This window comes from Kitasatospora arboriphila (assembly GCF_039528095.1).
Lineage (GTDB): Bacteria > Actinomycetota > Actinomycetes > Streptomycetales > Streptomycetaceae > Kitasatospora > Kitasatospora arboriphila.
In genome coordinates this window covers 17765-40837 of record NZ_BAAALD010000029.1, presented here as the reverse complement: position 1 = coordinate 40837, position 23073 = coordinate 17765, and the positions used below count along the sequence as shown (strand labels likewise).

Annotated in this window: 15 protein-coding genes and 1 pseudogene; 7 read left to right on the top strand and 9 right to left on the bottom strand. The window is 73.2% G+C overall.

The window, feature by feature from the left end:
* Positions 1 to 253 precede the first annotated feature (253 nt).
* Complete coding sequence (locus tag ABD353_RS16925; protein ID WP_344624434.1) at positions 254 to 1177, bottom strand: ABC transporter substrate-binding protein; 924 nt, start codon at positions 1175 to 1177, stop codon at positions 254 to 256.
* 691 nt (positions 1178 to 1868) lie between these two features.
* On the opposite strand from ABD353_RS16925, the gene ABD353_RS16920 reads away from it, so the two are divergent.
* Together ABD353_RS16920 and ABD353_RS16915 are read left to right on the top strand one after the other, a co-directional pair.
* Complete coding sequence (locus ABD353_RS16920) at positions 1869 to 3065, top strand: NAD(P)-dependent malic enzyme (protein ID WP_344624433.1); 1197 nt, start codon at positions 1869 to 1871, stop codon at positions 3063 to 3065.
* A 140-nt stretch (positions 3066 to 3205) separates the two neighbouring features.
* Complete coding sequence (locus ABD353_RS16915; protein ID WP_344624432.1) at positions 3206 to 4168, top strand: zinc-binding dehydrogenase; 963 nt, start codon at positions 3206 to 3208, stop codon at positions 4166 to 4168.
* Between the two features lie 74 nt (positions 4169 to 4242).
* Here the strand turns inward: ABD353_RS16915 and ABD353_RS16910 are convergent, their stop codons facing one another.
* The 7 genes from ABD353_RS16910 to ABD353_RS16880 form a co-directional block, all read right to left on the bottom strand.
* Positions 4243 to 5259, bottom strand: coding sequence for a PadR family transcriptional regulator (locus tag ABD353_RS16910; protein WP_344624431.1), 1017 nt, complete (start codon positions 5257 to 5259; stop codon positions 4243 to 4245).
* Positions 5260 to 5262: 3 nt separating this feature from the next.
* Positions 5263 to 6177 (bottom strand): DUF4097 family beta strand repeat-containing protein, encoded by a 915-nt coding sequence (locus ABD353_RS16905; RefSeq protein ID WP_344624430.1) that lies wholly within the window; start codon positions 6175 to 6177, stop codon positions 5263 to 5265.
* 186 nt (positions 6178 to 6363) lie between these two features.
* On the bottom strand, positions 6364 to 6543 hold the full coding sequence (locus ABD353_RS16900) for a DUF6104 family protein (protein WP_030267971.1): 180 nt from the start codon (positions 6541 to 6543) through the stop codon (positions 6364 to 6366).
* A 52-nt stretch (positions 6544 to 6595) separates the two neighbouring features.
* Positions 6596 to 8443: a serine/threonine-protein kinase gene (locus ABD353_RS16895; protein WP_344624429.1), complete on the bottom strand. Its 1848-nt coding sequence runs from the start codon at positions 8441 to 8443 to the stop codon at positions 6596 to 6598.
* 172 nt (positions 8444 to 8615) lie between these two features.
* Positions 8616 to 12347 carry a multifunctional oxoglutarate decarboxylase/oxoglutarate dehydrogenase thiamine pyrophosphate-binding subunit/dihydrolipoyllysine-residue succinyltransferase subunit gene (locus ABD353_RS16890; protein WP_344624428.1) on the bottom strand — a complete coding sequence of 1244 codons (3732 nt, stop codon included), beginning with the start codon at positions 12345 to 12347 and terminating at the stop codon, positions 8616 to 8618.
* Between the two features lie 305 nt (positions 12348 to 12652).
* Positions 12653 to 13810: a HAMP domain-containing sensor histidine kinase gene (locus ABD353_RS16885; RefSeq protein WP_344624427.1), complete on the bottom strand. Its 1158-nt coding sequence runs from the start codon at positions 13808 to 13810 to the stop codon at positions 12653 to 12655.
* 75 nt (positions 13811 to 13885) lie between these two features.
* Positions 13886 to 14617, bottom strand: coding sequence for a response regulator transcription factor (locus ABD353_RS16880; RefSeq protein ID WP_030267975.1), 732 nt, complete (start codon positions 14615 to 14617; stop codon positions 13886 to 13888).
* A 587-nt stretch (positions 14618 to 15204) separates the two neighbouring features.
* On the opposite strand from ABD353_RS16880, the gene ABD353_RS16875 reads away from it, so the two are divergent.
* From ABD353_RS16875 to ABD353_RS16865, 3 genes are all read left to right on the top strand, one after another.
* Complete coding sequence (locus ABD353_RS16875) at positions 15205 to 15933, top strand: rhomboid-like protein (protein ID WP_344624426.1); 729 nt, start codon at positions 15205 to 15207, stop codon at positions 15931 to 15933.
* Between the two features lie 171 nt (positions 15934 to 16104).
* Entirely contained in the window at positions 16105 to 18498 is a 2394-nt protein-coding gene (gene lon / locus ABD353_RS16870; protein ID WP_344624425.1) for an endopeptidase La, read from the top strand.
* A 153-nt stretch (positions 18499 to 18651) separates the two neighbouring features.
* Complete coding sequence (locus ABD353_RS16865; RefSeq protein ID WP_344624424.1) at positions 18652 to 19146, top strand: GtrA family protein; 495 nt, start codon at positions 18652 to 18654, stop codon at positions 19144 to 19146.
* A 34-nt stretch (positions 19147 to 19180) separates the two neighbouring features.
* Here ABD353_RS16865 and xylA read toward each other — a convergent pair whose 3' ends face one another.
* Complete coding sequence (gene xylA, locus ABD353_RS16860) at positions 19181 to 20341, bottom strand: xylose isomerase (protein WP_344624423.1); 1161 nt, start codon at positions 20339 to 20341, stop codon at positions 19181 to 19183.
* A gap of 96 nt (positions 20342 to 20437) precedes the next feature.
* Between xylA and xylB the strand changes: the two genes are divergently transcribed.
* A complete protein-coding gene (xylB, locus tag ABD353_RS16855; protein WP_344624422.1) occupies positions 20438 to 21862 on the top strand; it encodes a xylulokinase in 1425 nt (474 codons plus the stop codon).
* Between the two features lie 179 nt (positions 21863 to 22041).
* Positions 22042 to 23073 (top strand): annotated as a pseudogene (locus ABD353_RS16850) (ROK family protein); the annotation flags it as partial.

Genomic DNA, 23073 nt, shown 5'->3' with positions numbered 1-23073 from the left:
CACCCTCCGCCGAGGTGAGCGCACGTCGGACCGCCTCGCAGAGAGGGGCGCCTCCGGGGAGGCGGTGTTCGATCCGAGTTGGGTGGAATCCTGCCACTCACGGACGGTGAACGGGCCCCGATTCAGATCAAAATCGGATAACGAGGGGCCTTCTTGTCCGCTATCCGGACGAATTCCGACCTCCTGTCACCCTGCGTATAAGTATGCAGACTTGGAGGCGTCCGGCCGGGGAACCCGGCCGGAGCGTCCGGACTCAGAAGCCGCCGTTGACCACGGCGTTCTGCGCCGCACCTGCGGCGACGCCCCACTTCTGGAGGATGTTCTCGTAGGAGCCGTCGCGGATCATCTGGTTGAGCGCCTTGACCAGAACGTCCCGCAGTTCGGTGTTCTTCTTGTTCACGGCGATTCCGTAGGGTGACGGCTGGAGCTGCGCGCCGGCGATGTCGAACTTGGCGCCGTTGGGGCCGCCCTTCGCGGCGACGTACGCGGCCACCGGGTAGTCGTTCAGGTCGGCGTCGGCGCGGCCCGCGGCGAGCTCGGCGAGCGCCTCGGTGTCGTTGTCGAACAGCTTCACCGTCAGCGGCTTGTGCGCCCGGGTGCAGGCGCCGACCTGCCGCTCGACGATCGCGTCCTGGGTGGTGCCGCGCTGCAGCGCCACGGTGTGGCCGCACAGGTCGTCCAGCTTGGCGATCTTCTCCGGGTTGCCCTTGGGGACGAGCATCTGGGTGCCGGCGATGAAGTAGTCCACGAAGTCGACGCCGGGGTTCACCACCTTGCCGTTGTCGTCGGTGCCCTCCCGGCGCTGCCGGTTGTCGGTCATCGCGGACATCGCCAGGTCGAAGTCGCCGGCCTGCAGGCCCGGTATCAGCTTGTCGAAGGCGGTGTCGGCGATCTCCACCTTCACGCCGAGCTGCTTGCCGAGCTCGGCGGCGATGTCCGGGTCGATGCCGACCGCCGAGCCGTCCGAGGCCTTGAACTCCACCGGGGCGTAGTTCAGGTCGGAGGCGATCTTGAGGACCCCCTTGGTACGGATGCTCTCCGGCAGCCGGGCGTGCAGGTCGTCCTCACTGGGCTTGCCCGGGCCGGAGCTGCCGCACGCGGTCAGCAGCAGGGTTCCCGCGACGAGCGCAGCCCCCGCGGCGATGGTGCGGGCGGGGCGGGGCGCGAAGGCGTGCATGCGGTGGTCCTCCTGGGGGAGCGGTGGAGCGGTGGAGCAGGCGAGGGTGGCGCTGCTGGCCGGAAGGTAACGTCCGCGAGCGGAACGAGAGCGTCCGGATGTCGGTGTGGGAAATGTGATCCTGCCATCCCGCCCTGCTGTCCGAGGTCGCGGGTATGTCAGAATCTGGTATCGGGTAACCCCCGACGAACGAAGGCAGACCGCCGATTCCGCTGCTCACAATCGAGCGGGGCGGATTCGGGGTGCGCAGGACCGGAAGTCGACGACGCCGACTCCGTAGCCGAGGCACCAGCTCCCCTCCGTGTCTGCGTTCACTCCTGCGGGTGCGTGTACCGTCCTGCCGCGGGTCGGTCCGGGCTGTCGGATTCCACCGGGATCCGGGCAATGTCAAGGGCCTCCGTGCGGTGAACGGCACACGACGAGGACGAAAAGGCACAGGTGCGGTGCCTTTGTCCCACCTAGGCTCGCCGGTGTGTCACCGTCCGTCCCGATGCGGATGCGCCTGGGCACGACCGGACAGCACGCAGAACCAAAAACCCTCATTTCGAGGGCGTCGCCCGACGGCCGCGCCCCGACCCCGGACACCGGGTACGCCTCGCGTACCCGGCGTCGCCGTCCCCCGTGGCGGCGTCCGCGGTGTCGATCGACCGTCGGCCGGGCGTCCTCGCTGATCATTGACGAAGAGGTCAACGTGGCAGCGGAGATCATCCACCCCAACACCCAGGACACCGACGATCCGGTCGACGCCGTCTTCGCGCTCCACCGCGGCGGCAAGATGGAGGTCCGGGCCACGGTTCCGGTGCGCGACGCGGACGACCTGTCCCTCGCCTACACCCCCGGTGTCGCCCGGGTCTGCACCGCCATCGCCGAGCAGCCCGAGCTGGTCAACGACTACACCTGGAAGTCCAACACCGTCGCGGTGGTCACCGACGGCACCGCCGTGCTCGGCCTCGGCGACATCGGCCCCGAGGCGTCGCTGCCCGTGATGGAGGGCAAGGCGATCCTCTTCAAGCAGTTCGGCGGCGTGGACGCCGTCCCGATCGCGCTGGCCTGCACCGGCGTGGACGAGATCGTCGAGACCGTCGTCCGGCTGGCCCCGTCCTTCGGCGGCGTCAACCTGGAGGACATCTCCGCCCCGCGCTGCTTCGAGATCGAGCGCCGGCTGCAGGACGCCCTGGACGTCCCGGTCTTCCACGACGACCAGCACGGCACCGCGATCGTCACCACCGCCGCGCTGTGGAACGCCGCCAAGGTGACCGGCCGCGAGGTCGGCACCCTGCGCGCCGTCATCTCCGGCGCCGGCGCCGCGGGCATCGCCATCGCCAAGATGCTGCTCGCCGCCGGCATCGGCGACGTCGCCGTCTGCGACCGCCGCGGCGTGGTCCACCAGGGCCGCGAGGACCTCACCGACGTCAAGGCCGAGATCGCCGCCCTGACCAACCGGACCGGCCTCAAGGGCTCGCTGGCCGACGCGCTCGCCGGCGCGGACGTCTTCATCGGCGTCTCCGGCGGCACCGTCCCGGAGGACGTCGTCGCCACCATGGCCGAGGGCTGCTTCGTCTTCGCCATGGCCAACCCCAACCCGGAGATCCACCCCGAGGTCGCGCACCGGTACGCGGCGGTCGTCGCCACCGGCCGCAGCGACTTCCCGAACCAGATCAACAACGTGCTGGCCTTCCCCGGCATCTTCGCCGGCGCCCTGCAGGTCCGCGCCACGCGGATCACCGAGGGCATGAAGCTCGCCGCCGCCCAGGCGCTCGCCGCCGTGGTCGCCGACGAGCTGACCCCGCAGAAGGTCATCCCCTCGCCTTTCGACGAGCGGGTCGCGCCGGCCGTCTCCAAGGCCGTCGCCGAGGCCGCCCGGGCCGAGGGCGTCGCCCGCGCCTGACGGCCCGTCGCCCGGGGCGTACCACCCAGGGGGCGCGCGGAGGCCATGCCTCCACGCGCCCCCGGTGCGTTCCTCCGGTAGCGCAGGTCACACGGTTGCGTGGTACCGGCCGCCCCGCCCGCGCCGATATCGTCCGGACCATGTTCGCTGCCTACGCCGCCCGCATCGATCCGGACGACCCGCTGAGCGCACTGGAGTTGGGCGAACTCCCGGAGCCCGAAGCCCGCGAGGGCTGGAGCGTCGTCAACGTCAGGGCCGCCACCCTCAACCACCACGACCTCTGGTCGCTGCGCGGCGTCGGCCTGCCCGCCGAACGCCTGCCGATGATCCTCGGCTGCGACGCCGCCGGCGTCGACGAGCACGGCAACGAGGTGGTCATCCACTCCGTCGTCGGCCAGAGCGGCCACGGCGTCGGCCCGGCCGAGCCGCGCTCCATCCTCACCGAGCGCTACCAGGGCACCTTCGCCGGCAAGGTCGCCGTCCCCACCTGGAACCTGCTGCCCAAGCCCGCCGAACTCAGCTTCGAGCAGGCCGCCTGCCTGCCCACCGCCTGGCTGACGGCCTACCGGATGCTCTTCACCAACGCCGGCGTCAAGCCCGGCGACACCGTCCTCGTCCAGGGCGCCGGCGGCGGTGTCTCCACCGCGCTGGTCGTCCTCGCCAAGGCCGCCGGCCTGCGGGTCTGGGTCACCGGACGGGACGAGGCCAAGCGCGCCCGCGCCGTGGAGCTCGGCGCCGACGCCGCCTTCGAGAGCGGCGCCCGGCTGCCCGAGCGGGTGGACGCCGTGATGGAGACGGTCGGCGCCGCCACCTGGTCGCACTCGGTGAAGTCGCTGCGCCCCGGCGGCACCATCGTGATCTCCGGCGCCACCTCGGGCCCGAGCCCGAAGGCCGCCGAGCTGAACCGGATCTTCTTCCTGGAGCTCAAGGTGGTGGGCTCCACCATGGGCACCAAGGAGGAGCTCGCCGGCCTGCTCGCGCTCTGCGCCAACACCGGCGTGCGGCCGGTGATCGACTCGGTGCTGCCGCTCACCGAGGCGCGCGAGGGCTTCGCCCGCCTCGCCAAGGGCGACGTCTTCGGCAAGATCGTGCTGACGCCCTGACACGGGAGCCCTGACACACGGCGGAGGGCCCCGACGGACGACGGTCCGTCGGGGCCCTCCGCCGTGCCCTGCGGTCAGCCGAACAGCCGCCGGGCCGCGGCGGCCAGCGTCGCCTGCGCGCGGGCGAGCTGATCGGCGCTCACCCCGCCGTCGCGGGCGGTGTCCCGGACGTGGTCGCGGAAGCGGTCGAGCAGCCGCTCCAGTTCGCGGGCCGGGTCGGCGTCCGGGTCGGTGCGCGCCCAGCCGGGCAGCTCCTCGGTGGCGGCGTCGTCCGCACCCTCCTCGTCGAGGTCGACCCGGGTGATCCGGACCTCCTCGGCCGGCGCCGGGTGGCCCCAGCGGGCGGCGTCGGCCAGGCCGCCGAGGCTGCGGGTGAGCTCGGCCAGCCCCTCGGCGAGCCCGGTGGACCACTCGCCGCGGGCGGTGTGCTCGCGGACCTGCTCCTCCACCCGCCGCTTGATCCGCAGCGCCTCCTGCTGGGCGGCGGTGCGGGCGGCCCTGGACTGCTCGCGCAGCCGGCGGGCCTCCGCCTCGGCGGCCTTCGCCTTGGCCTTGGCGGCGCGCTCCTGCTCCTTGGCGCGCTTGGCCTGCTCCTTGGCCTGGGACTTGAACCGCTCGTACTCCTCCTTGGCGCGCTGCCAGGCCTCCTTGTCGCCCCAGGGCCCGGCCCACGGGTCGCCGCCGCCGGGCGCGGACTCCGGCCGGGGGGCCTGGCGGGCGGCGCCCCAGAGCTCCTCGCGGAGGTCCTTCGCGGTGTCCCGGACGTCCTCGCGGATCGCGCCGGCGAGGTGGGCGACGGAGTCGCGGATCTCCACCTCCAGCTCGGCGAGCTCGTCCTGACGGGCCGCCAGCTCGGCGCGGCCCGCGTCGGTGAGCCGGTAGACCTTGCGGCCGCCCTCGGTGCTGTGGGTGACCAGGCCCTCCTTCTCCAGCTTCGCGAGCCGGGGGTAGACCGTGCCGGCGGAGGGCGCGTACAGCCCCTGGAAGCGCTCCTCCAGCAGGCGGATCACCTCGTAGCCGTGCCGGGGGGACTCGTCCAGCAGCTTGAGGAGGTAGAGGCGGAGCCGGCCGTGGCCGAAGACGGGGGACATCGCTCAGGCCTCCTCGGTCAGGTCGGGCTTGGTCAGGTCGGGGCCGTCCGGGCCGGCGGTGAGCTCCTTGGCGGGGGGCGCGTCCTCGTCCTCCGGCCGGTGCAGCACGGTGATCGCGCCGGAGACGGTGGTCACCTGGAGGCGCCCGGTGCCGCTGCCGAGCTGGCCGGAGAGCCGCTTGGCACCCCAGCTGCCGGCCACGGTGAGCTCGGCGAAGGTGGAGGTGACGTCCCCGGTGGTGGTGCCGGCCTCGACCTTGGCGTCGGCGACCGAGGGCAGCCGGACGCCGACCGGGCCGCTGACCGTGGTGACGGTGATGTCGGTGGGCGTCTGGACGTCGAGGTCGAGGGTGACCGCGCCGCTGACCGTCTTGGCCTGCACCTTGTCGGCGGTGCCGGCGACCACGGTGAGCTGGCCGGACACGGACTTGACGCGCAGCTCGCCGGAGACCGACTGGGCGTCCACGTCGCCGGAGACGGTGTTGGCCTGGATCCGGCCGGAGAGCCCGACCAGGGTGGTGGCGCCGCTCGCGCCGTGCACGGCGACCGGGCCGGTGACTCCGGAGACGGTGGTGTCCGCGGAGGCGGAGCCGATCTTGACCTCGGTGCCGGCCGGGACGGCCAGCGAGACGACGGCGCGCCGCTTGCGGCGCAGCGAGGAGAGGAAGGCCTTCACCGACTGGACGGACTTCACCGTCTCGCTCAGCTCGTTCCAGTCGAAGTCCTTGTAGGCCACGGTGAGCACGCCGTCGGTCAGGTCGACGTTGAGGGGCTCGCCCTCCAGCTCGGTGACCTCCAGGCGGGCCGGGCCCTCGGCGGCGACGACGTTGACCGCGCCGCTCATGATCCGTACGTGCAGGGCCTCGACGGGCTCGTCGATGGTGATCCTGTCGGGCTGTTCGACCGTCCACTCGCTCATGGTTCCCCGTCCTCCCGTTTCGCGATGTATATCGCGTCGACTGATAGACACGATATATCGCGAGGTGCCGAAGTCAACCCTGACCCGACCCGGACACCGCGACCCCGAGACGCCTGAGGGCCCGGAAGGCGGATGCCTTCCGGGCCCTCGTCGTGCGGCGCTCGCAGCCCTTCGCGGTGCTGCGGATCAGTCCTCGTCCTCGTCGTCGAGCCGGGCCAGCCAGGTGGCCAGCCGCTCGACCGGGATCTCGAAGTCCGGGTTGAGGTCGACGAACTCCCGCAGCCGCTCGGCCAGCCACTCGAAGGTGACCTCCTCGTCGCCGCGACGGCTCTCCAGCTCCTCGATGCCTCGGTCGGTGAAGTACACGCTGTGCTCCGGTCCGGTGGGGTGTGACCCGGTCAGGATAGTCCGCCGCCGATCAGCCGTTGCGGCGGAAGTAGCTGATCGAGACCTTCGCCCGGGCGTTGCTGGTGCTGCCCTGTTCGACGGTCTTCACCACGACGATGCCGCCGTTCTCCCGGTTGCGCAGGCAGAACAGTCCGCCGACCGGCAGCGCGTCGTACTTCACGTCGGCTACCGGCTGCTGCTCCACGCCCGTCGCGCACTCGGCCGGGGTGAGGTGGTTCTCGGTGGTCAGGAAGGCGTCCGAGCCGCTCGACCAGTTGAAGTGGCCGTAACTCGGCTCCAGCGCCCAGGCCGGGCTGGTCGAGGAGGACACCACCTTGCCGGTCGTCAGGTCGAAGACGTAGGTGAGGTCCGGGCTGGAGAGCACCTGGTCGGTGTAGACGGAGGTGTACCCGGCGGCGGGCTTCCCGGTGGACCCGCCCTTGCCGCCCTGCGCGGCGCTCGGCGCCGCCTGGTCCTGCGACCCGCCGGCCGCCGTCCGGCGGGTGCCGTCGGCCTGTGCGCTCGGCGTGCTGCCGCCCGTACCGCCACCGCCGTTCCCCGAGGACAGGGCCACGCCGACCCCGGTGCCGACCACCGCCGTCGCCGCGGCCACGGCCAGCAGGGTCCTCCAGGAGACGCCGCCCCGGCGGACGGGCCCGCCCGCGGTCGGCGGACCGGGCTGCGGACCGGAGTACGGACCGGGCTGCGGGCCGGGCGCTGCCGGCACGGTCGGGGCACCGGCCGGCTGCGGCGGACCGAACGCGCCCACCGGCGGCGGCACCGCACCGGCCGGCGCGGTCGGGTACGGCGACGCCGGATAGGGAGACGCCGGGGAGGGAGACTGCGCGGCCGGGTACTGCGGCGCCGGGTACGGCGGGGTGGCGGCCGGCGGGGCGCCGATCGACGGCGCGGTGGCCGCAGCGGTCGGCATCGGCGGCGCGGCGGGCGGCAGCGGGGTCGGCGGGGTGCGCGGCAGGTCCGAACGGCGGGTGATCTCGGTGTTCACCCGGTCGGGCAGCCAGTCGTCGGCGAACCGCAGCTGGCCGCCGACCGCCGGGTGGCTGCGGGCCGCCTCGATGACCTCGGCCGGAGCGGGGCGCTGCGCCGGGTCCTTGGCCAGGCAGCGCGCCAGCAGCTCCCGCAGGCCGGCCGGGACGGCCGTCAGGTCCGGCTCCTCGTGCACCACGCGGTAGAGCACCGCGGTGTCCGGGCCCTCGCCGAACGGCGGTGCGCCGCCCGCCGCGTACGCCGCGAGCGCGCCGAGCGCGAAGACGTCGGTGGCGGCGGTGACCGGTCTGCCCTGCGCCTGCTCGGGCGACATGAACGCGGGGGAGCCGATCCGGTACCCCGTCCCGGTGAGCGCGGTGGCGTCCGCGGCCCGGGCGATGCCGAAGTCGATGACCCGCGGGCCGTCCGAGGCGACCAGCACGTTGGCCGGCTTGAGGTCCCGGTGCACGACCTGGACGCCGTGGATCGCCTGCAGCGCCTCGGCGATGCCGCCGACCAGCAGCAGCACGGTGCGGGGCGGCAGCGCGCCGTGCTCGCGGATCACCTGCTGCAGCGAGGGCCCGGGCACGTACGCGGTGACCAGCCACGGGGCATCGGCGTCCGGGCCGGCGTCGATCACCTGCGCGGTGTACAGGCCGTGGATCCGCTGCGCGTTGGCGACCTCCTGGGCGAAGCGCCGCCGGAACTCGCCGTCCTCGGCGAACTCCGCGCGCACCACCTTCAGCGCGACCGGCCGCCCGCCCGGGGTGTAGGAGAGGTACACCCGGCCCATGCCGCCGGCGCCGAGCCGGGCGAAGACCCGGTAGCCGCCGACCTCCCTCGGGTCCTCCGGCTGCAGCGGCTGGAACACGGACGGCAGATCGTTGGACATGCGGCGGCTCCCCCGGAGGTGCGGTACGACGGGCCCTACCGTAGCGACCTGACACCCCGGCAGGAGAGCCGGGGCGCCGGGGGCGCCGGGGCGTTCGTGGGGAAGCGCCGGGGCCCGGCCCCGCCTGGACGGCGGGACCGGGCCCCTGTGACGGTGCGTCAGCGACGGCGCGTCAGAGCGAGAACACCTCGTCGACGAGGGCCTGCTGCTCGGCGGCGTGGCGCTTGGCCGAGCCGACCGCGGGGGCCGAGGAGGCCGTCCGGGCGACCCGGCGCAGGCGGGCGCCGTTGGCGTTGCGGCCGACGACGACCTGCAGGTGGTCGACCAGGTTCATCGCGATGAACGGCCAGGCACCCTGGTTGGCCGGCTCCTCCTGCGCCCAGACGAACTGGACGTCGTCGCCGTAGCGGGCCAGCTCCTCCTGGAGCTCGGCCACCGGCAGCGGGTAGAGCCGCTCGACGCGGACGAGGGCGGTGTCGGTGACACCGCGCTCGGCGCGGGCCGCCTCCAGGTCGTAGTAGAACTTGCCGGAGGTGATGACGACCTTGCGCACCTGCGACGGGTCCACCGTGGTGTCCCCGATGACCGGCTTGAACGAGCCCGACAGGAATTCGGCCTGGGCCGACGCCGCGGCCTTCAGGCGCAGCATCGACTTCGGGGTGAAGACGACGAGCGGCTTGTGGTGCGGGTTGTGGGCCTGCCAGCGGAGCAGGTGGAAGTAGTTCGACGGCGAGGTCGGCATGGCGACCGTCATGTTGTTCTGCGCGCAGAGCTGGAGGAAGCGCTCCGGGCGGGCGGACGAGTGGTCCGGGCCCTGGCCCTCGTAGCCGTGCGGCAGCAGCAGGACGACGCCGGAGTGCTGGCCCCACTTCTGCTCGGCGGAGGCGATGTACTCGTCGACCATGGTCTGGGCGCCGTTGACGAAGTCGCCGAACTGCGCCTCCCACATGACCAGCGCGTTGGGGCGGGTCAGCGAGTAGCCGTACTCGAAGCCCATCGCCGCGTACTCCGACAGCAGGCTGTCGTAGACGGTGAAGCGGGCCTGGTCCTCGGTCAGGTACAGCAGCGGGGTGTAGTCCTCGCCGGTGTTGCGGTCGATGAGGACGGCGTGGCGCTGGCCGAAGGTGCCGCGGCGGCTGTCCTGGCCGGCGAGGCGGACGGGGTGGCCCTCCATCAGCAGCGAGCCGATGGCGAGGGTCTCGCCCATGGCCCAGTCGATGGTGTTGTCCTCGACCGAGCCGGCGCGGCGCTGCAGCTGCGGCAGCAGGCGCGGGTGGACGGTCAGCCACTCCGGCAGGTTGACCTGCGAGGCGGCGATCCGCTTCACCATCTCCTCGGAGATGCCGGTCTGGATGGAGACCGGGAAGTCGGCGACCGGCTTGCCGTTGGTGGCCGGGGCCGGCGCGGTGGCCGCCTCGCGCACCTCGGCGAAGACCTTCTCCAGCTGGCCCTGGAAGTCCTGGAGCGCCTGCTCCGCCTCTTCCATGGTGATGTCGCCGCGGCCGATCAGGCCCTCGGTGTACAGCTTGCGGACCGAGCGCTTCTTGTCGATCAGGTCGTACATCAGCGGCTGGGTGAAGGACGGGTTGTCGGCCTCGTTGTGACCGCGGCGGCGGTAGCAGATGAGGTCGATGACGACGTCCTTGTGGAACTCCTGCCGGAATTCGAAGGCGAGCCGCGCGACGCGGACGACGGCCTCGGGGTCGTCGCCGTTCACGTGGAAGATCGGCGCCTCGATCATGCGCGCCACGTCGGTGCAGTACATCGACGAGCGGGAGGAGGCCGGGGCGGCGGTGAAGCCGACCTGGTTGTTGACCACGAGGTGGATCGTGCCGCCGGTGCGGTAGCCCCGCAGCTGCGACATGTTCAGGGTCTCCGCGACGACGCCCTGGCCTGCGAAGGCCGCGTCGCCGTGGACCTGGATGGGGAGCACCGGGAAGGTGGTGCCGCCCTGGTCCAGGACGTCCTGCTTGGCGCGGACGATGCCCTCGACGACCGGGTCGACCGTCTCCAGGTGCGAGGGGTTCGCCGCGAGCGAGACCTTGATGGTCTCGCCGTCCAGGCCGGTGAAGGTGCCCTCGGCGCCCAGGTGGTACTTCACGTCGCCGGAGCCGTGCATCGACTTCGGGTCGAGGTTGCCCTCGAACTCGCCGAAGATCCGGGCGTACGGCTTGCCGACGATGTTCGCCAGCACGTTCAGGCGGCCGCGGTGGGCCATGCCGATGACGGCCTCGTCCAGGCGGTGCTCGGCGGCGGCGTCGATCGTCGCGTCGAGCAGCGGGATCAGGGACTCGCCGCCCTCCAGCGAGAAGCGCTTCTGCCCGACGTACTTGGTCTGCAGGAACGTTTCGAAGGCCTCGGCGGAGTTGAGGCGGCGCAGGATGCGCAGCTGCTCCTCGCGCTCGGGCTTGGTGTACGGCTTCTCCAGGCGCTCCTGCAGCCACTTGCGCTGCTTCGGGTCCTGGATGTGCATGTACTCGATGCCGACGGTGCGGCAGTACGTGTTGCGCAGCAGGCCGAGGATGTCGCGGAGCTTCATCATCTTCTGGCCGCCGAAGCCGCCGACCGCGAACTCGCGCTCCAGGTCCCACAGGGTGAGGCCGTGCTGGACGACGTCCAGGTCGGGGTGCTTGCGCTGCTTGTACTCCAGCGGGTCGGTGTCGGCCATCAGGTGGCCGCGCACGCGGTACGCGTGGATGAGCTCCATGACGCGGGCGGTCTTGTTGACCTCGTCGTCGTGGGTGGCGGCCACGTCGGTCGCCCAGCGCACCGGCTCGTAGGGGATGCGCAGCGACTCGAAGACCTCGTCGTAGAAGCCGTGCTCGCCCAGCAGGAGCTGGTGGATCGTACGCAGGAACTCGCCCGACGCGGCGCCCTGGATGACGCGGTGGTCGTAGGTCGAGGTCAGCGTCATGATCTTGGAGACGCCGAGACGCGCGAGGGTGTCGGGGGAGGAGCCCTGGAACTCGGCCGGGTACTCCATGGCGCCGACGCCGACGATGGTGCCCTGGTTCTGCATCAGGCGGGGCACGGAGTGGACGGTGCCGATGCCGCCGGGGTTGGTCAGCGAGACGGTGACCCCGGTGAAGTCGTCCATGGTCAGCTTGTTGGCGCGGGCGCGGCGGACGATGTCCTCGTAGGCCTGCCAGAAGCCGAAGAAGTCGAGGGTCTCGGCCTTCTTGATCGCCGCGACCACGAGCTGGCGGTCGCCGTTCGGCTTGACCAGGTCGATCGCCAGGCCGAGGTTCACGTGCTCCGGCTTGACCAGGTAGGCCTTGCCGTCCTCGACCTTGTAGCTGTGGTTCATGCCCGGCGAGGCCTTGACGGCCTGGACGAGCGCGTAACCGATCAGGTGGGTGAAGGAGACCTTGCCACCGCGGGCGCGCTGCAGGTGGTTGTTGATGACGATGCGGTTGTCGATCAGCAGCTTGGCCGGGACGGCACGCACCGACGTCGCGGTCGGCACCTCCAGCGAGGCGTCCATGTTCGTGGCGACGGCCTTCGCGGGGCCGCGCAGCTGGACGAGCTCGGTTCCCTGCGCGGCCGGCGCGGGCGCAGCCGGGGCGGCGGCCTTCGGCGCGGGCGGCGCGGCAGGGGCTGCTGCCAGCGGCGCGGCGGCCTGCTGGACCGGCGCGGCCGGTGCAGCGGGCGCCGGCGCGGCGGCGGGAGCAGCAGGGGCAGCAGGAGCAGCAACGGGGGTCGGCACGGAGCCGACCTGGGTTGCGGCCTGGGTCACTGGAGTCACCTCGGTACCGGGCTTGTAGTCGGCGAAAAAGTCCCACCAGGCTCGGTCGACCGAGTTCGGGTCCTGGAGGTACTGCTGGTAGATCTCGTCGACGAGCCACTCATTGGGGCCGAAGCCAGTGGAGCTTGCCGAGCTGGGGGTTTCAGGGTGTGGCGACATCGGGGCAACCGCCCTCTTCCGCTTCCTTTTGGGATGGTGGACAGCGGGGATTAAGGCTACGCCTCCGACCAGTGATCGCGCAGTCCCCCCTGGCCAGGCGTCGCCCAGATCACAGTGAACGGCCGGAATTTGGCCGGTTGTGCGCGTTAGAAACCCGTCAGTAAGGGTAGCTGGATACATTCGGTCTGCACCATTATCCCCACAAAATCAGACAATATGGGCACCCGGTGACGGGCTGGGGCCGGTCCGATGTCGGACCGGCCCCGTTGTGTCCCAGTTGTGTGACAACGTTCGGGTACGGCGTGTCACCCGGTGGGGAACCCCGTGGCGAGGGGGGCCTCGCCGGGCAGCGTGACCTCGATCCGGCAGCCCCGGTCCGTCTCGGCGACGCGGATCTCGCCGCCGTGCAGGTCCACCGCCCAGCGGGCGATGGCCAGGCCGAGTCCGGTGCCGCCGTCGCTGCCGGGGCCCTGGGCGGTCGCGCTGCCGCTGCGCCCGAAGCGCTCGAACACCCGCGCGCGGTCCTGCAGCGGGATGCCGGGGCCCTCGTCCTCGACCTGCAGCAGCAGGGCGCCGCCCTGCTCGCCCGACCGGGCCCGCACGGTCACCGTGCCGCCCGCCGGGGAGTGCTTGCAGGCGTTGTCGACGAGGTTGGCGACCACCTGGTGCAGCCGCTCCTCGTCGGCGACGGCGGTCAGGCCGTCCGGCTGCACGTCCAGGCTCAGCCGCACGTCGCCGCGGCGGCCGTAGGCACCGCCCGCGGTGGCGCCGTCCACCGTCACCCCGCGGAGCACGCCGTCCAGGAACGGCCGCACCTCGAACGGGCGGGTGTCCAGCGGCACCACGCCGTCGTCGAGCTTGGAGAGGTCCAGCAGGTGGGTGATCAGCCGGCCCAGCCGCTCGGTCTGCTCCAGCGCGGCGCCCAGCGTCTTGGGCTCGGGCCGGACGACGCCGTCCACCACGTTCTCCAGGACGGCCCGCAGCGCCGCGATCGGCGTGCGCAGCTCGTGCGAGACGTTGGCGATCAGCTCCCGGCGGTGCCGGTCGGCGGCCTCCAGATCGGCCGCCATGCGGTTGAAGGAGTCGGCGAGCTCGCCGATCTCGTCCCGGGAGGAGGTGTCCACCCGGGTGCTGTAGTCGCCGCGGGCCATGGCCCGGGCCGCGGCGGTCATCGCGCGCAGCGGCGCGGTCAGTCCGTGCGCGAGGAACTGCATGAACAGCAGCGACGCGATCATCGAGAAGATCATGATGATCCGGATCTGCGTCTCGGACCGGATCGCCACGACCACCATCCCGGTGGCCAGGCAGACGGAGACGATCACCAGCAGGGCGAGCTTGCCCTTGATGGACCGCACCGGGTCGAACGGCCGCATGTCGTCCCACACCCGGCGGGCGGCCCGGCCGGCCAGGCCGGGGCCGGGACGCTCGGCGGCGTCCCCTCTGCGTTGCTGTGGAAAGGTCATCGTGCCCCTGCGGTCGGAGCGGCGCATCGGCTGAAGGCGTGGGCCCCCCGGCGGCCCAGCCCTCGGTGCACCGGCTCAGGAAAGGGGTGCCTCCAGGGCGTACCCGACGCCGTGCACCGTGCGGATCCAGCTGGCGCCGATCTTCCGGCGCAGCGCCTTGACGTGGCTGTCGACCGTGCGGGTGCCCGAGGCGTCCGTCCAGTCCCAGACCTCCGCGAGCAGCTGCTCGCGGGTGAGCACCGCGCGCGGCTGCGCGGCGAGGCAGGCCAGCAGGTCGAACTCGGTCGGCGTCAGGTGGACGTCGCCCGAGCCGAGCCGCACCCGGCGCTGCACGTGGTCGATCTCCAGCTCGCCGAAGCGCAGCGAGCCGAGCGCCGGCGTCCTCGCCGCCTGCTGGGCGCGCTCGACGCGGCGCAGCAGCACGTTGACGCGGGCCGCCAGCTCACGCATGGAGAACGGCTTGGTCATGTAGTCGTCCGCACCGACGCCGAGGCCGACCAGCAGGTCCGTCTCGTCGTCCCGCGCGGTCAGCATGAGCACCGGCACCGGGCGCTGCGCCTGGATCCGGCGGCACACCTCCAGGCCGTCGAAGCCCGGCAGCATGATGTCGAGCACCACCAGGTCGGGCTGCCAGGTGTGGAAGCCGTCCACCGCGCCGGGCCCGTCGTGGGCCACGGCGACCTTGAAGCCCTCCGCTCCCAGGCGGGCTGCGATGGACTCGGCGATGGTCGGTTCGTCCTCCACCACCAGTACTCGCCGCTGCGTACCGACCGGGCTGCTGCCGGTCTCTTGCTGAATCTCTGTCACGGTCACGCCACCGCCCCCAGGGCTGCGGGCCGACACCTGTGGGGGTGGCGGCGCCGCGTCGTAGTCGTCTCGGTCCGTATGTGGGCTGTGCCCGGCCTGCCGCGTCGGCTGGGTGCCGTTCCGCCGTCGGCCCCCTGCGCGGCGTGGATGCGCCGTGTGTGGTCCGCACACCCGACCCGCACTCCACGCAGAGTACGGACACCGGGGGCGTTCCGGCAGGTGGCCCGGACACATCCGGGCCACGGATCGATGCCGATCCCCGTCGGGACCGGGCACGGGGCGATACCTTACCGGGCGAAATTCGCAGTTGTAACGATCCGTATGGTCCCGAATGCTACTCGTGCCCCTTACTTTTGGGCTGCTCCTCCGTGAACGGAGGGCAGGTACGGACCAAGGCGTGCAGCCGGTGCGTCGAAGCTCAAGCATTCTTCACAGCTCTTCCCCAGCGGGCTCCCAGCCTTGGAACGTATCGTGGTCACGACAAGGGCCGCCGGTGTCTCCGCGGGCACCGTCCGTGCGGATTTCCGCACGCCCTCGACACGTTGCACACGGGGCGGGTGACGGCAGTCCGGCGGACGGAGGGCCCCATGGCGGCGAGCGGCACCGGCCGTGCGGCGGCACGCCGCGACCTGGTCCGCGACCGCGCGCGCGGCCTGCTCCGGGGGCTGCACGGAGCGCTCCCCACCCCGCGGCGCAACCCCTTCGCACTCGGCTACCTGGCCCTGCTGCTCGGCACCACCCTCTTCACCCGGTTCGGGGACCCGCAGCTGGTGCACCGGCTGCAGGCGCTCTCCTCCACCGACGTTCACAACCTCGCGCACCACCCCGTGCTCGCCCTCGCGGCCAGCGGCCTCTGGGTGGCCGGCCCGCTGTGGACCCCTTATCTGTGGGCCTTCCTGCTGACGGTCGCCCCGCTGGAGCGCCGGGTCGGGGGCCGCCGGGCGGCCGGGGTGTTCGCCGCCGGGCACGTCGGCGCCACCCTGCTCTCCCAGGCCGTGGTGCTGGCCGCGGTCGCCGTCCGTGCGCTGCCCGTCGACGCCCTCGGCGACCTCGACATCGGCGTCAGCTACGGCGTCCTCGCCAGCCTCGGCGCGCTCGCCGGCCTGCTGCCCCCGGCCGGCCGGAACCTCGCCCTCGGCATCGCCGCCGTCCTGGTCGGCGAGCAGTTCCTCGACGGGACCGACCTCGTCACCGGCATCGGCCACCCGGCCGCCCTGCTGATCGGCATCGCCCTCTGGCGCCCGCTGCGCCGCGGCCCCCGGCGCCCGCTCCGGCGCCGCCGGCCCGCCCCGGCCCCGCTGCCCGTCCGCGCCTGACCTGCGCCGCCCCACCCGCGCCCGGCGGCGCTTCCCTGCGCCTCCGTGCGCCTGACCTGCGTTTTTCCGGTCACCGTCGGTGATCGCTCAGAGCGAACGACGCCCGGGGAACAATCGCGCCCTGCCAATCCTTAGTCAGGTCAGCTCAACTTCGCTGACTGGGGAGAGATCATGGCATCGACGTCCGTTCCGCTCACCCTGCCCGTGCTGCCGCTCGACGACGAGGTGGTGCTCCCGGGCATGGTCGTCCCGCTCGACCTGTCCGACGCCGAGGTCCGCGCCGCCGTCGAGGCCGCCCGGGCGGCGGCGACCGGCCCGGGCAAGCCCCAGGTGCTGCTGGTGCCGCGCCTCGACGGCTCGTACGCCGCCGCCGGCACGCTGGCCACCGTCGAACAGGTCGGCCGCCTCGCCGACGGCGACCCGGCCGCGCTGGTGCGCGCCGTGCGCCGGGTGCGCATCGGCGCCGGCACCACCGGCCCCGGCGCCGCCCTCTGGGTCGAGACCACGCCCTTCCGGGAGTCCTCCGCCGGCACCGCCGTGGCCGGCCGGGCCGCCGACCTCGTGAAGGAGTACAAGGCGCTCTCCACCCAGTGGCTGCGCAAGCGCGGCGCCTGGCAGATCGTCGACCGGGTCGCGGCCATCGACGGCGTCGGCGAACTCGCCGACAACATCGGCTACGCGCCCTTCGCCACCGCCGAGCAGAAGCTCAAGGTGCTGCTGGAGGCCGACCAGCTGGCCCGCCTGGAGTACGCGCTCACCCTGCTGCGCGACCACCTCGCCGAGGAGGAGGTCAACGACACCATCCGCAAGGACGTGGAAGAAGGGGTCGCCAAGCAGCAGAAGGAGTTCCTGCTCCGCCGCCAGCTGGAGGCCGTCCGCAAGGAGCTCGCCGAGCTGAACGGCGAGTCCGCCTCCGAGGAGGACGACTACCGGGCCCGCGTCGAGGCCGCCGACCTGCCGGAGAAGGTCCGCGAGGCGGCCCTCAAGGAGGTCGACAAGCTGGAGCGGTCCAGCGACCAGTCGCCCGAGGGCTCGTGGATCCGCACCTGGCTGGACACCGTCCTCGAACTGCCCTGGAACGAGCGGTCCACCGACTCCTACGACATCGCCGGCGCCCGCGCCGTGCTCGACGCCGACCACGCCGGCCTCTCGGACGTGAAGGACCGGATCGTCGAGTACCTGGCCGTTCGCAAGCGCCGCGCCGACCAGGGGCTGGGGCAGATCGGCGGCCGCCGCGGCGGTGCGGTGCTCGCCCTGGTCGGCCCGCCCGGCGTCGGCAAGACCTCGCTGGGCGAGTCCGTCGCCCGGGCCATGGGCCGCTCCTTCGTCCGGGTGGCGCTCGGCGGCGTCCGCGACGAGGCCGAGATCCGCGGCCACCGGCGCACCTACGTCGGTGCGCTGCCCGGCCGCATCGTCCGGGCGATCAAGGAGGCCGGCTCGATGAACCCGGTCGTCCTGCTCGACGAGATCGACAAGGTCGGCTCCGACTACCGCGGCGACCCGGCCGCCGCCCTGCTCGAAGTCCTCGACCCGGCGCAGAACCACACCTTCCGCGACCACTACCTGGAGGTCGAGCTCGACCTCTCCGACGTGGTCTTCCTCGCCACCGCCAACGTGCTGGAGGCCGTCCCCGAGCCGCTGCTCGACCGGATGGAGCTCGTCCGGCTCGACGGCTACACCGAGGACGAGAAGGTCGTCATCGCCCGCGACCACCTGCTGCCCCGGCAGCTCGCCAAGGCCGGGCTGAAGGACGACGAGGTGGCGGTCGACGAGGGCGCGCTGCGCAGGCTCGCCGGCGAGTACACCCGCGAGGCGGGCGTGCGGAACCTGGAGCGGTCGATCGCGCGCATCCTGCGCAAGGTCGCCGCGCAGAGCGAACTCGGCGAGCGGCGGCTGCCCGCCGCGATCGGTGCCGACGACCTGCGCGGACTGATCGGCCGGCCGCACCACACCCCCGAGTCCGCCCAGGAGCCCGCCGAGCGGCGCACCGCCGTCCCCGGCGTCGCCACCGGGCTGGCCGTCACCGGCGCGGGCGGCGACGTCCTCTACATCGAGGCCTCGCTCGCCGACGCCGAGACCGGCTCCACCGGGCTCACCCTCACCGGGCAGCTCGGCGACGTGATGAAGGAGTCCGCGCACATCGCGCTCTCCTACCTCCGCTCGCGCGGCGCCGAACTCGAACTGCCCGTCACCGGGCTGCGGGACCGCGGCATCCACCTGCACGTCCCGGCGGGCGCCGTCCCCAAGGACGGCCCGAGCGCCGGCATCACCATGACCACCGCGCTCGCCTCGCTGCTGTCCGGGCGCAAGGTGCGCACCGACGTGGCGATGACCGGCGAGGTGTCCCTCACCGGCCGGGTGCTGCCGATCGGCGGCGTCAAGCAGAAGCTGCTCGCCGCCGACCGGGCCGGGGTCAGCACGGTGATCATCCCGCGGCGCAACGAGGCGGACCTGGACGACGTGCCCGCCGAGGTGCTGGAGCGGCTCACCGTGCACGCCGTCGCCGACGTCCGCGAGGTGCTGAAGCTGGCCCTGGAGCCGGCGGAGGTACTGGTCGCCGCCTGAGGTTCGGCGGGCGCAGGGGCGCGGGGTGCCGAGCGGCACCGCGCGCCCCTGCGGCGTGCGCCCCGGGTCGTTACCCCGTGCGGATGTCACGAGTACGCCGCACGGACCCGGGCGTGCGAGACTGCCGAAATGCCGTCCCCTACGCAACGCGCGTTGGCCCGAGTCCCGGAGCGGTACCGGCCGTTCCTGGTGCGGCACCGCAAGCTGGTGAAGTTCCTGCTGGTGGGCGGCACCTGCTTCGTGCTGACCACCGTCGTCGACCTCGGGCTGAAGTTCACCGTGCTGCAGCACAAGCCGGTGGTCGCGCTGACCGTCGCCACGGTGATCGCGACGGTGGTCTCCTACGTCCTCAACCGCCAGTGGTCGTTCCGGGCGAACGGCCGGCAGCGCGAGGCGATCCTCTTCTTCGTGGTCAGCGCGCTCGCGGTGGTCGTCAACGACCTGCCGCTGATCTTCTCCCGGTACGTCCTGGACCTCCGCGAGCCGGACGTCACCGCGCTCACGCAGGAGGTCGCCGACTTCCTCAGCGGCATGATCGTCGGCACCTTCCTGGCCATGATCTTCCGCTTCTGGGCGATGAACCGCTGGGTCTTCACCCGCAGCGGGCTCCAGCCGCCCGCCGAGGACCTCGAACCCGAGCGGGTCTGAGCGCCCCCGGCGGACGGCCGGTGCGGCACGCCGCTCAGCGGACGCCGAGCAGGTGCTCCATCGCGAGCTGGTCGAGCTGCTCGAAGGCCATGCCGCGGGCGGCCGCCGCGTCCACGTCGAAGTCCTCGAACGCGCCGCGGTCGGCGACCAGCGCCGCCAGGCCGTCCTCGGCGGTCGGCCGGGCCAGCTCGTCCAGGCGGGACGCCCGCAGGGCCTCCTGCACCGCCGGGTCGGCGCGGAACGCCAGGGCCTTCTCCTTGAGCATCAGGTAGTTGCTCATGCAGGCCGCGGCCGAGGCCCACACGCCCTCGAAGTCCTCGGTGCGCGGCGGCTTGAAGTCGAAGTGCCGCGGGCCGTCGTAGCCCGCCGACTCCAGCAGGTCCACCAGCCAGAAGGCGCTGCGCAGGTCGCCGGCGCCGAAGCGCAGGTCCTGGTCGTACTTGATGCCGGACTGGCCGTTGAGGTCGATGTGGAAGAGCTTGCCGTGCCACAGCGCCTGGGCGATGCCGTGCGTGAAGTTCAGCCCGGCCATCTGCTCGTGGCCGACCTCCGGGTTGAGGCCGACCCGCTCCGGGCGCTCCAGGCTCCCGATGAAGGCCAGCGCGTGGCCGACGGTCGGCAGCAGGATGTCGCCGCGGGGCTCGTTCGGCTTGGGCTCGATGGCGAAGCGCAGGTCGTAGCCCTGCTCCTCGACGTACTCGCCGAGCAGGTCGAAGGCCTCCTTCAGGCGGTCCAGCGCCACCCGGACGTCCTTCGCGGCGCCGTGCTCGGCGCCCTCGCGGCCGCCCCAGGCGACGTAGGTGGTGGCACCGAGCTCCACCGCGAGGTCGATGTTGCGGATCGTCTTGCGCAGCGCGTAGCGGCGGACGTCGCGGTCGTTGGCGGTGAAGGCGCCGTCCTTGAAGACCGGGTGGGTGAAGAGGTTGGTGGTGGCCATCGGGACCTTCAGGCCGGTGGCGTCCAGGGCGGTGCGGAAGCGCTTGACGATCGCGTCGCGCTCCGCGTCCGAGGAGCCGAACGGGATCAGGTCGTCGTCGTGGAAGGTCACGCCGTGGGCGCCCAGCTCGGCCAGCCGGTGCACCGTCTCCACCGGGTCGAGGGCCGGGCGGGTGGCGTCGCCGAAGGGGTCGCGGCCCTGCCAGCCGACGGTCCACAGGCCGAAGGTGAACTTGTCCGCGGGGGTGGGGGTGGGCATGGCGGAACTCCTGGGGTCTATTCGTCAGGGCAGAAAACAAACTAATATCCCCAGGCACGGAAGGGAAGTCCCGGCGCGGCGGACGGAGAGGAAGTCATGGCAGGGATCGTCATCGGGGTGGACAGCTCCACCCAGTCCACCAAGGCGCTCGCGGTGGACACCGCCACCGGCGAGGTGCTCGGCGAAGGCCGGGCGGCGCACACCGTCACCGGCAGCGGCGGCGCCCGCGAGAGCGACCCGCGGCAGTGGTGGCAGGCACTGCAGGACGCGGTCGCCGGCACCGGCTGCGCCGGGCGCGCCGAGGCCCTCGCGATCGGCGGACAGCAGCACGGACTGGTCGCCCTCGACGCCGACGGCGTCCCGGTCCACCCCGCGCTGCTCTGGAACGACACCCGCTCGGCCGGACAGGCCGCCGCGCTGGTCGACGAGCTCGGCCGCGAGGACTGGGCCCGCCGCACCGGCAGCGTCCCCAACGCCTCGTTCACCGTCGCCAAGTGGGCCTGGCTGCGCGACCACGGCCTCACCGGCCGGGTCGCCGCCGTCCGGCTGCCGCACGAGTACCTCACCGAGCGGCTCACCGGCCGGCCCGCCGCCGAACGCAGCGACGCCTCCGGCACCGGCTGGTGGGGCGAGCACGGCTGGGACCGCGGCGTCCTCGACCTCGTCGGCCTGGACGAGGCCCTGCTGCCGCCGCTCGCCGAACCCGGCACCGCGGCCGGCGAGACCACCGGCCCCTTCGGTGGACTGCGGCCCGGCATTCCCGTCGCCCTCGGCGCCGGCGACAACGCGGCCGCCGCCCTCGGACTCGGCCTCGGCGGCGGCACCGGTGCCGTCCACGGACAGCCCGCCCTCTCGCTCGGCACCTCCGGCACCGTCTACGCCGTCACCCGCGGCCGGCCCGCCGATCCGACCGGCACCGTGGCCGGCTTCGCAGCCGCCCACGGCGACTGGCTGCCGCTCGCCTGCACCCTCAACTGCACCCTCGCCGTCGACCGGTTCGCCACCCTGCTCGGCCGCGACCGGCAGGCCGTCGAACCCGGCGGCGAGGCCGTCGTCCTGCCCTTCCTCGACGGCGAGCGCACCCCCGCCCTGCCGCACGCCGCCGGCCTCGTCCACGGCCTGCGCCACGACACCACCCCCGGCCAACTGCTCCAGGCCGCCTACGACGGCGCCGCGTACGCCCTGCTCGCCGCCCTCGACCTGGTGCTCGCCGCCGGCAGCGAGACCGCGGGCGACGCACCGCTGCTGCTCATCGGCGGCGGAGCCCGCGGACGCGCCTGGCAGGACACCGTGCGGCGGCTCTCCGGCCGGGCCGTCCAGGTGCCCGCCGCCGGCGAACTCGTCGCCCTCGGCGCCGCCGCCCAGGCCGCCGGTCTGCTCACCGGCGAACATCCCGCCGAGGTCGCCCGCCGCTGGGACACCGCCGCCGGACCCGTCCTCGACCCGGTCGAGAAGGACGAGGCCGCGGCCGCCAGGATCGCCGCCGTGCTCGCCGCCGGCGCTCCGCTGCTCGGCGCCTGACCGGCAGCCCGCGAGCCGGCCCGCGACGAGCGCGGTCGCGGGCCCCGGTGCAGGTCGGGGCCCGTGCGGCCGGTACCGTTCGCGCGGCCCCGAGTGCCGCGCGAACGGGACGGGCGCACGCGGATACCCTGCAACCGGTCGACCGGGTGTTCGGCCGTCGAACGAGAGGTGACGAGGAGATGAGGGACACGGACGCCAGACGGGCCCGGCCCGCGAGTCAGCAGGGCATGCGCCGGGCCAACCTGGCCCTCGTCCTCGGCGAATTCGCGGCCGGACCACGCTCCCGCGCCGAGGTCGCCGCCACCACCGGCCTCACCCGGGCGGCCGTCTCCTCCCTGGTCGACGAACTCACCACGGCCGGCCTCCTCGCCGAATGCGGCCCCGCCGTCCCCAGCGGCAAGGTCGGCCGGCCCGGCACCGCCCTCGCCCTCGACCCGCAGGGACCCGCCGGCCTCGGCGGCGAGATCGGCGTCGAACACCTCGCCGCCTGCGTCGTCGACCTCCGCGGCGAAGTCCGCGGCTGGCTGCGCCAGGACGTCACCAACCGCGACCGCCCCGCCGAAGCCGTGCTGCGCGACCTCGCCGTCCTGCTCCGCGAGGTCGCCGACTCCTGCGGCCTCACCCCGGCCGGCCTCGCCGTCGCCGTCCCCGGCCTCGTCGGCGCCGCCGAAGGCGTCGTCGAACGCGCCCCCAACCTCGGCTGGTCCGACCTGCCGCTCGCCGCCGAACTCCGCCGCGCCCTGCGCGAGGCCGACGCCCACCCCCTCGCCGACCTGCCCATCGACGTCGACAACGAGGCCAACCTCGGCGGCCTCGCCGAACTCTGGCTCGGCGAAGGCCCCGACGACTTCCTCCACCTCTCCGCCGAAGCAGGCATCGGCGCCGCCCTCGTGGTGGACGGCCGGCTCCTGCGCGGCGCCCGCGGCTACGCCGGCGAACTCGGCCACGTCCCCGTCCACCCGGACGGGCCCGCCTGCCCGTGCGGTGCCCGCGGCTGCCTGGAGCAGTACGCGGGAGAGGCCGCCGTGCTCCGCGCCGCCGGACTCGCCGACACCGGCGGCGACTGGGTCGCCCTGCTCGCCCGCCGCGCCGCCGACGGGGACCCGGCCGTCCTCGCCGCACTGGAGGCCGCCGGCTCGGCGCTCGGCGTGGCCGCCGCCGGCGCGGTCCTGCCCGGCGGCCCGGGGGGGGGGGGGGCCGGGGGGGGGGGG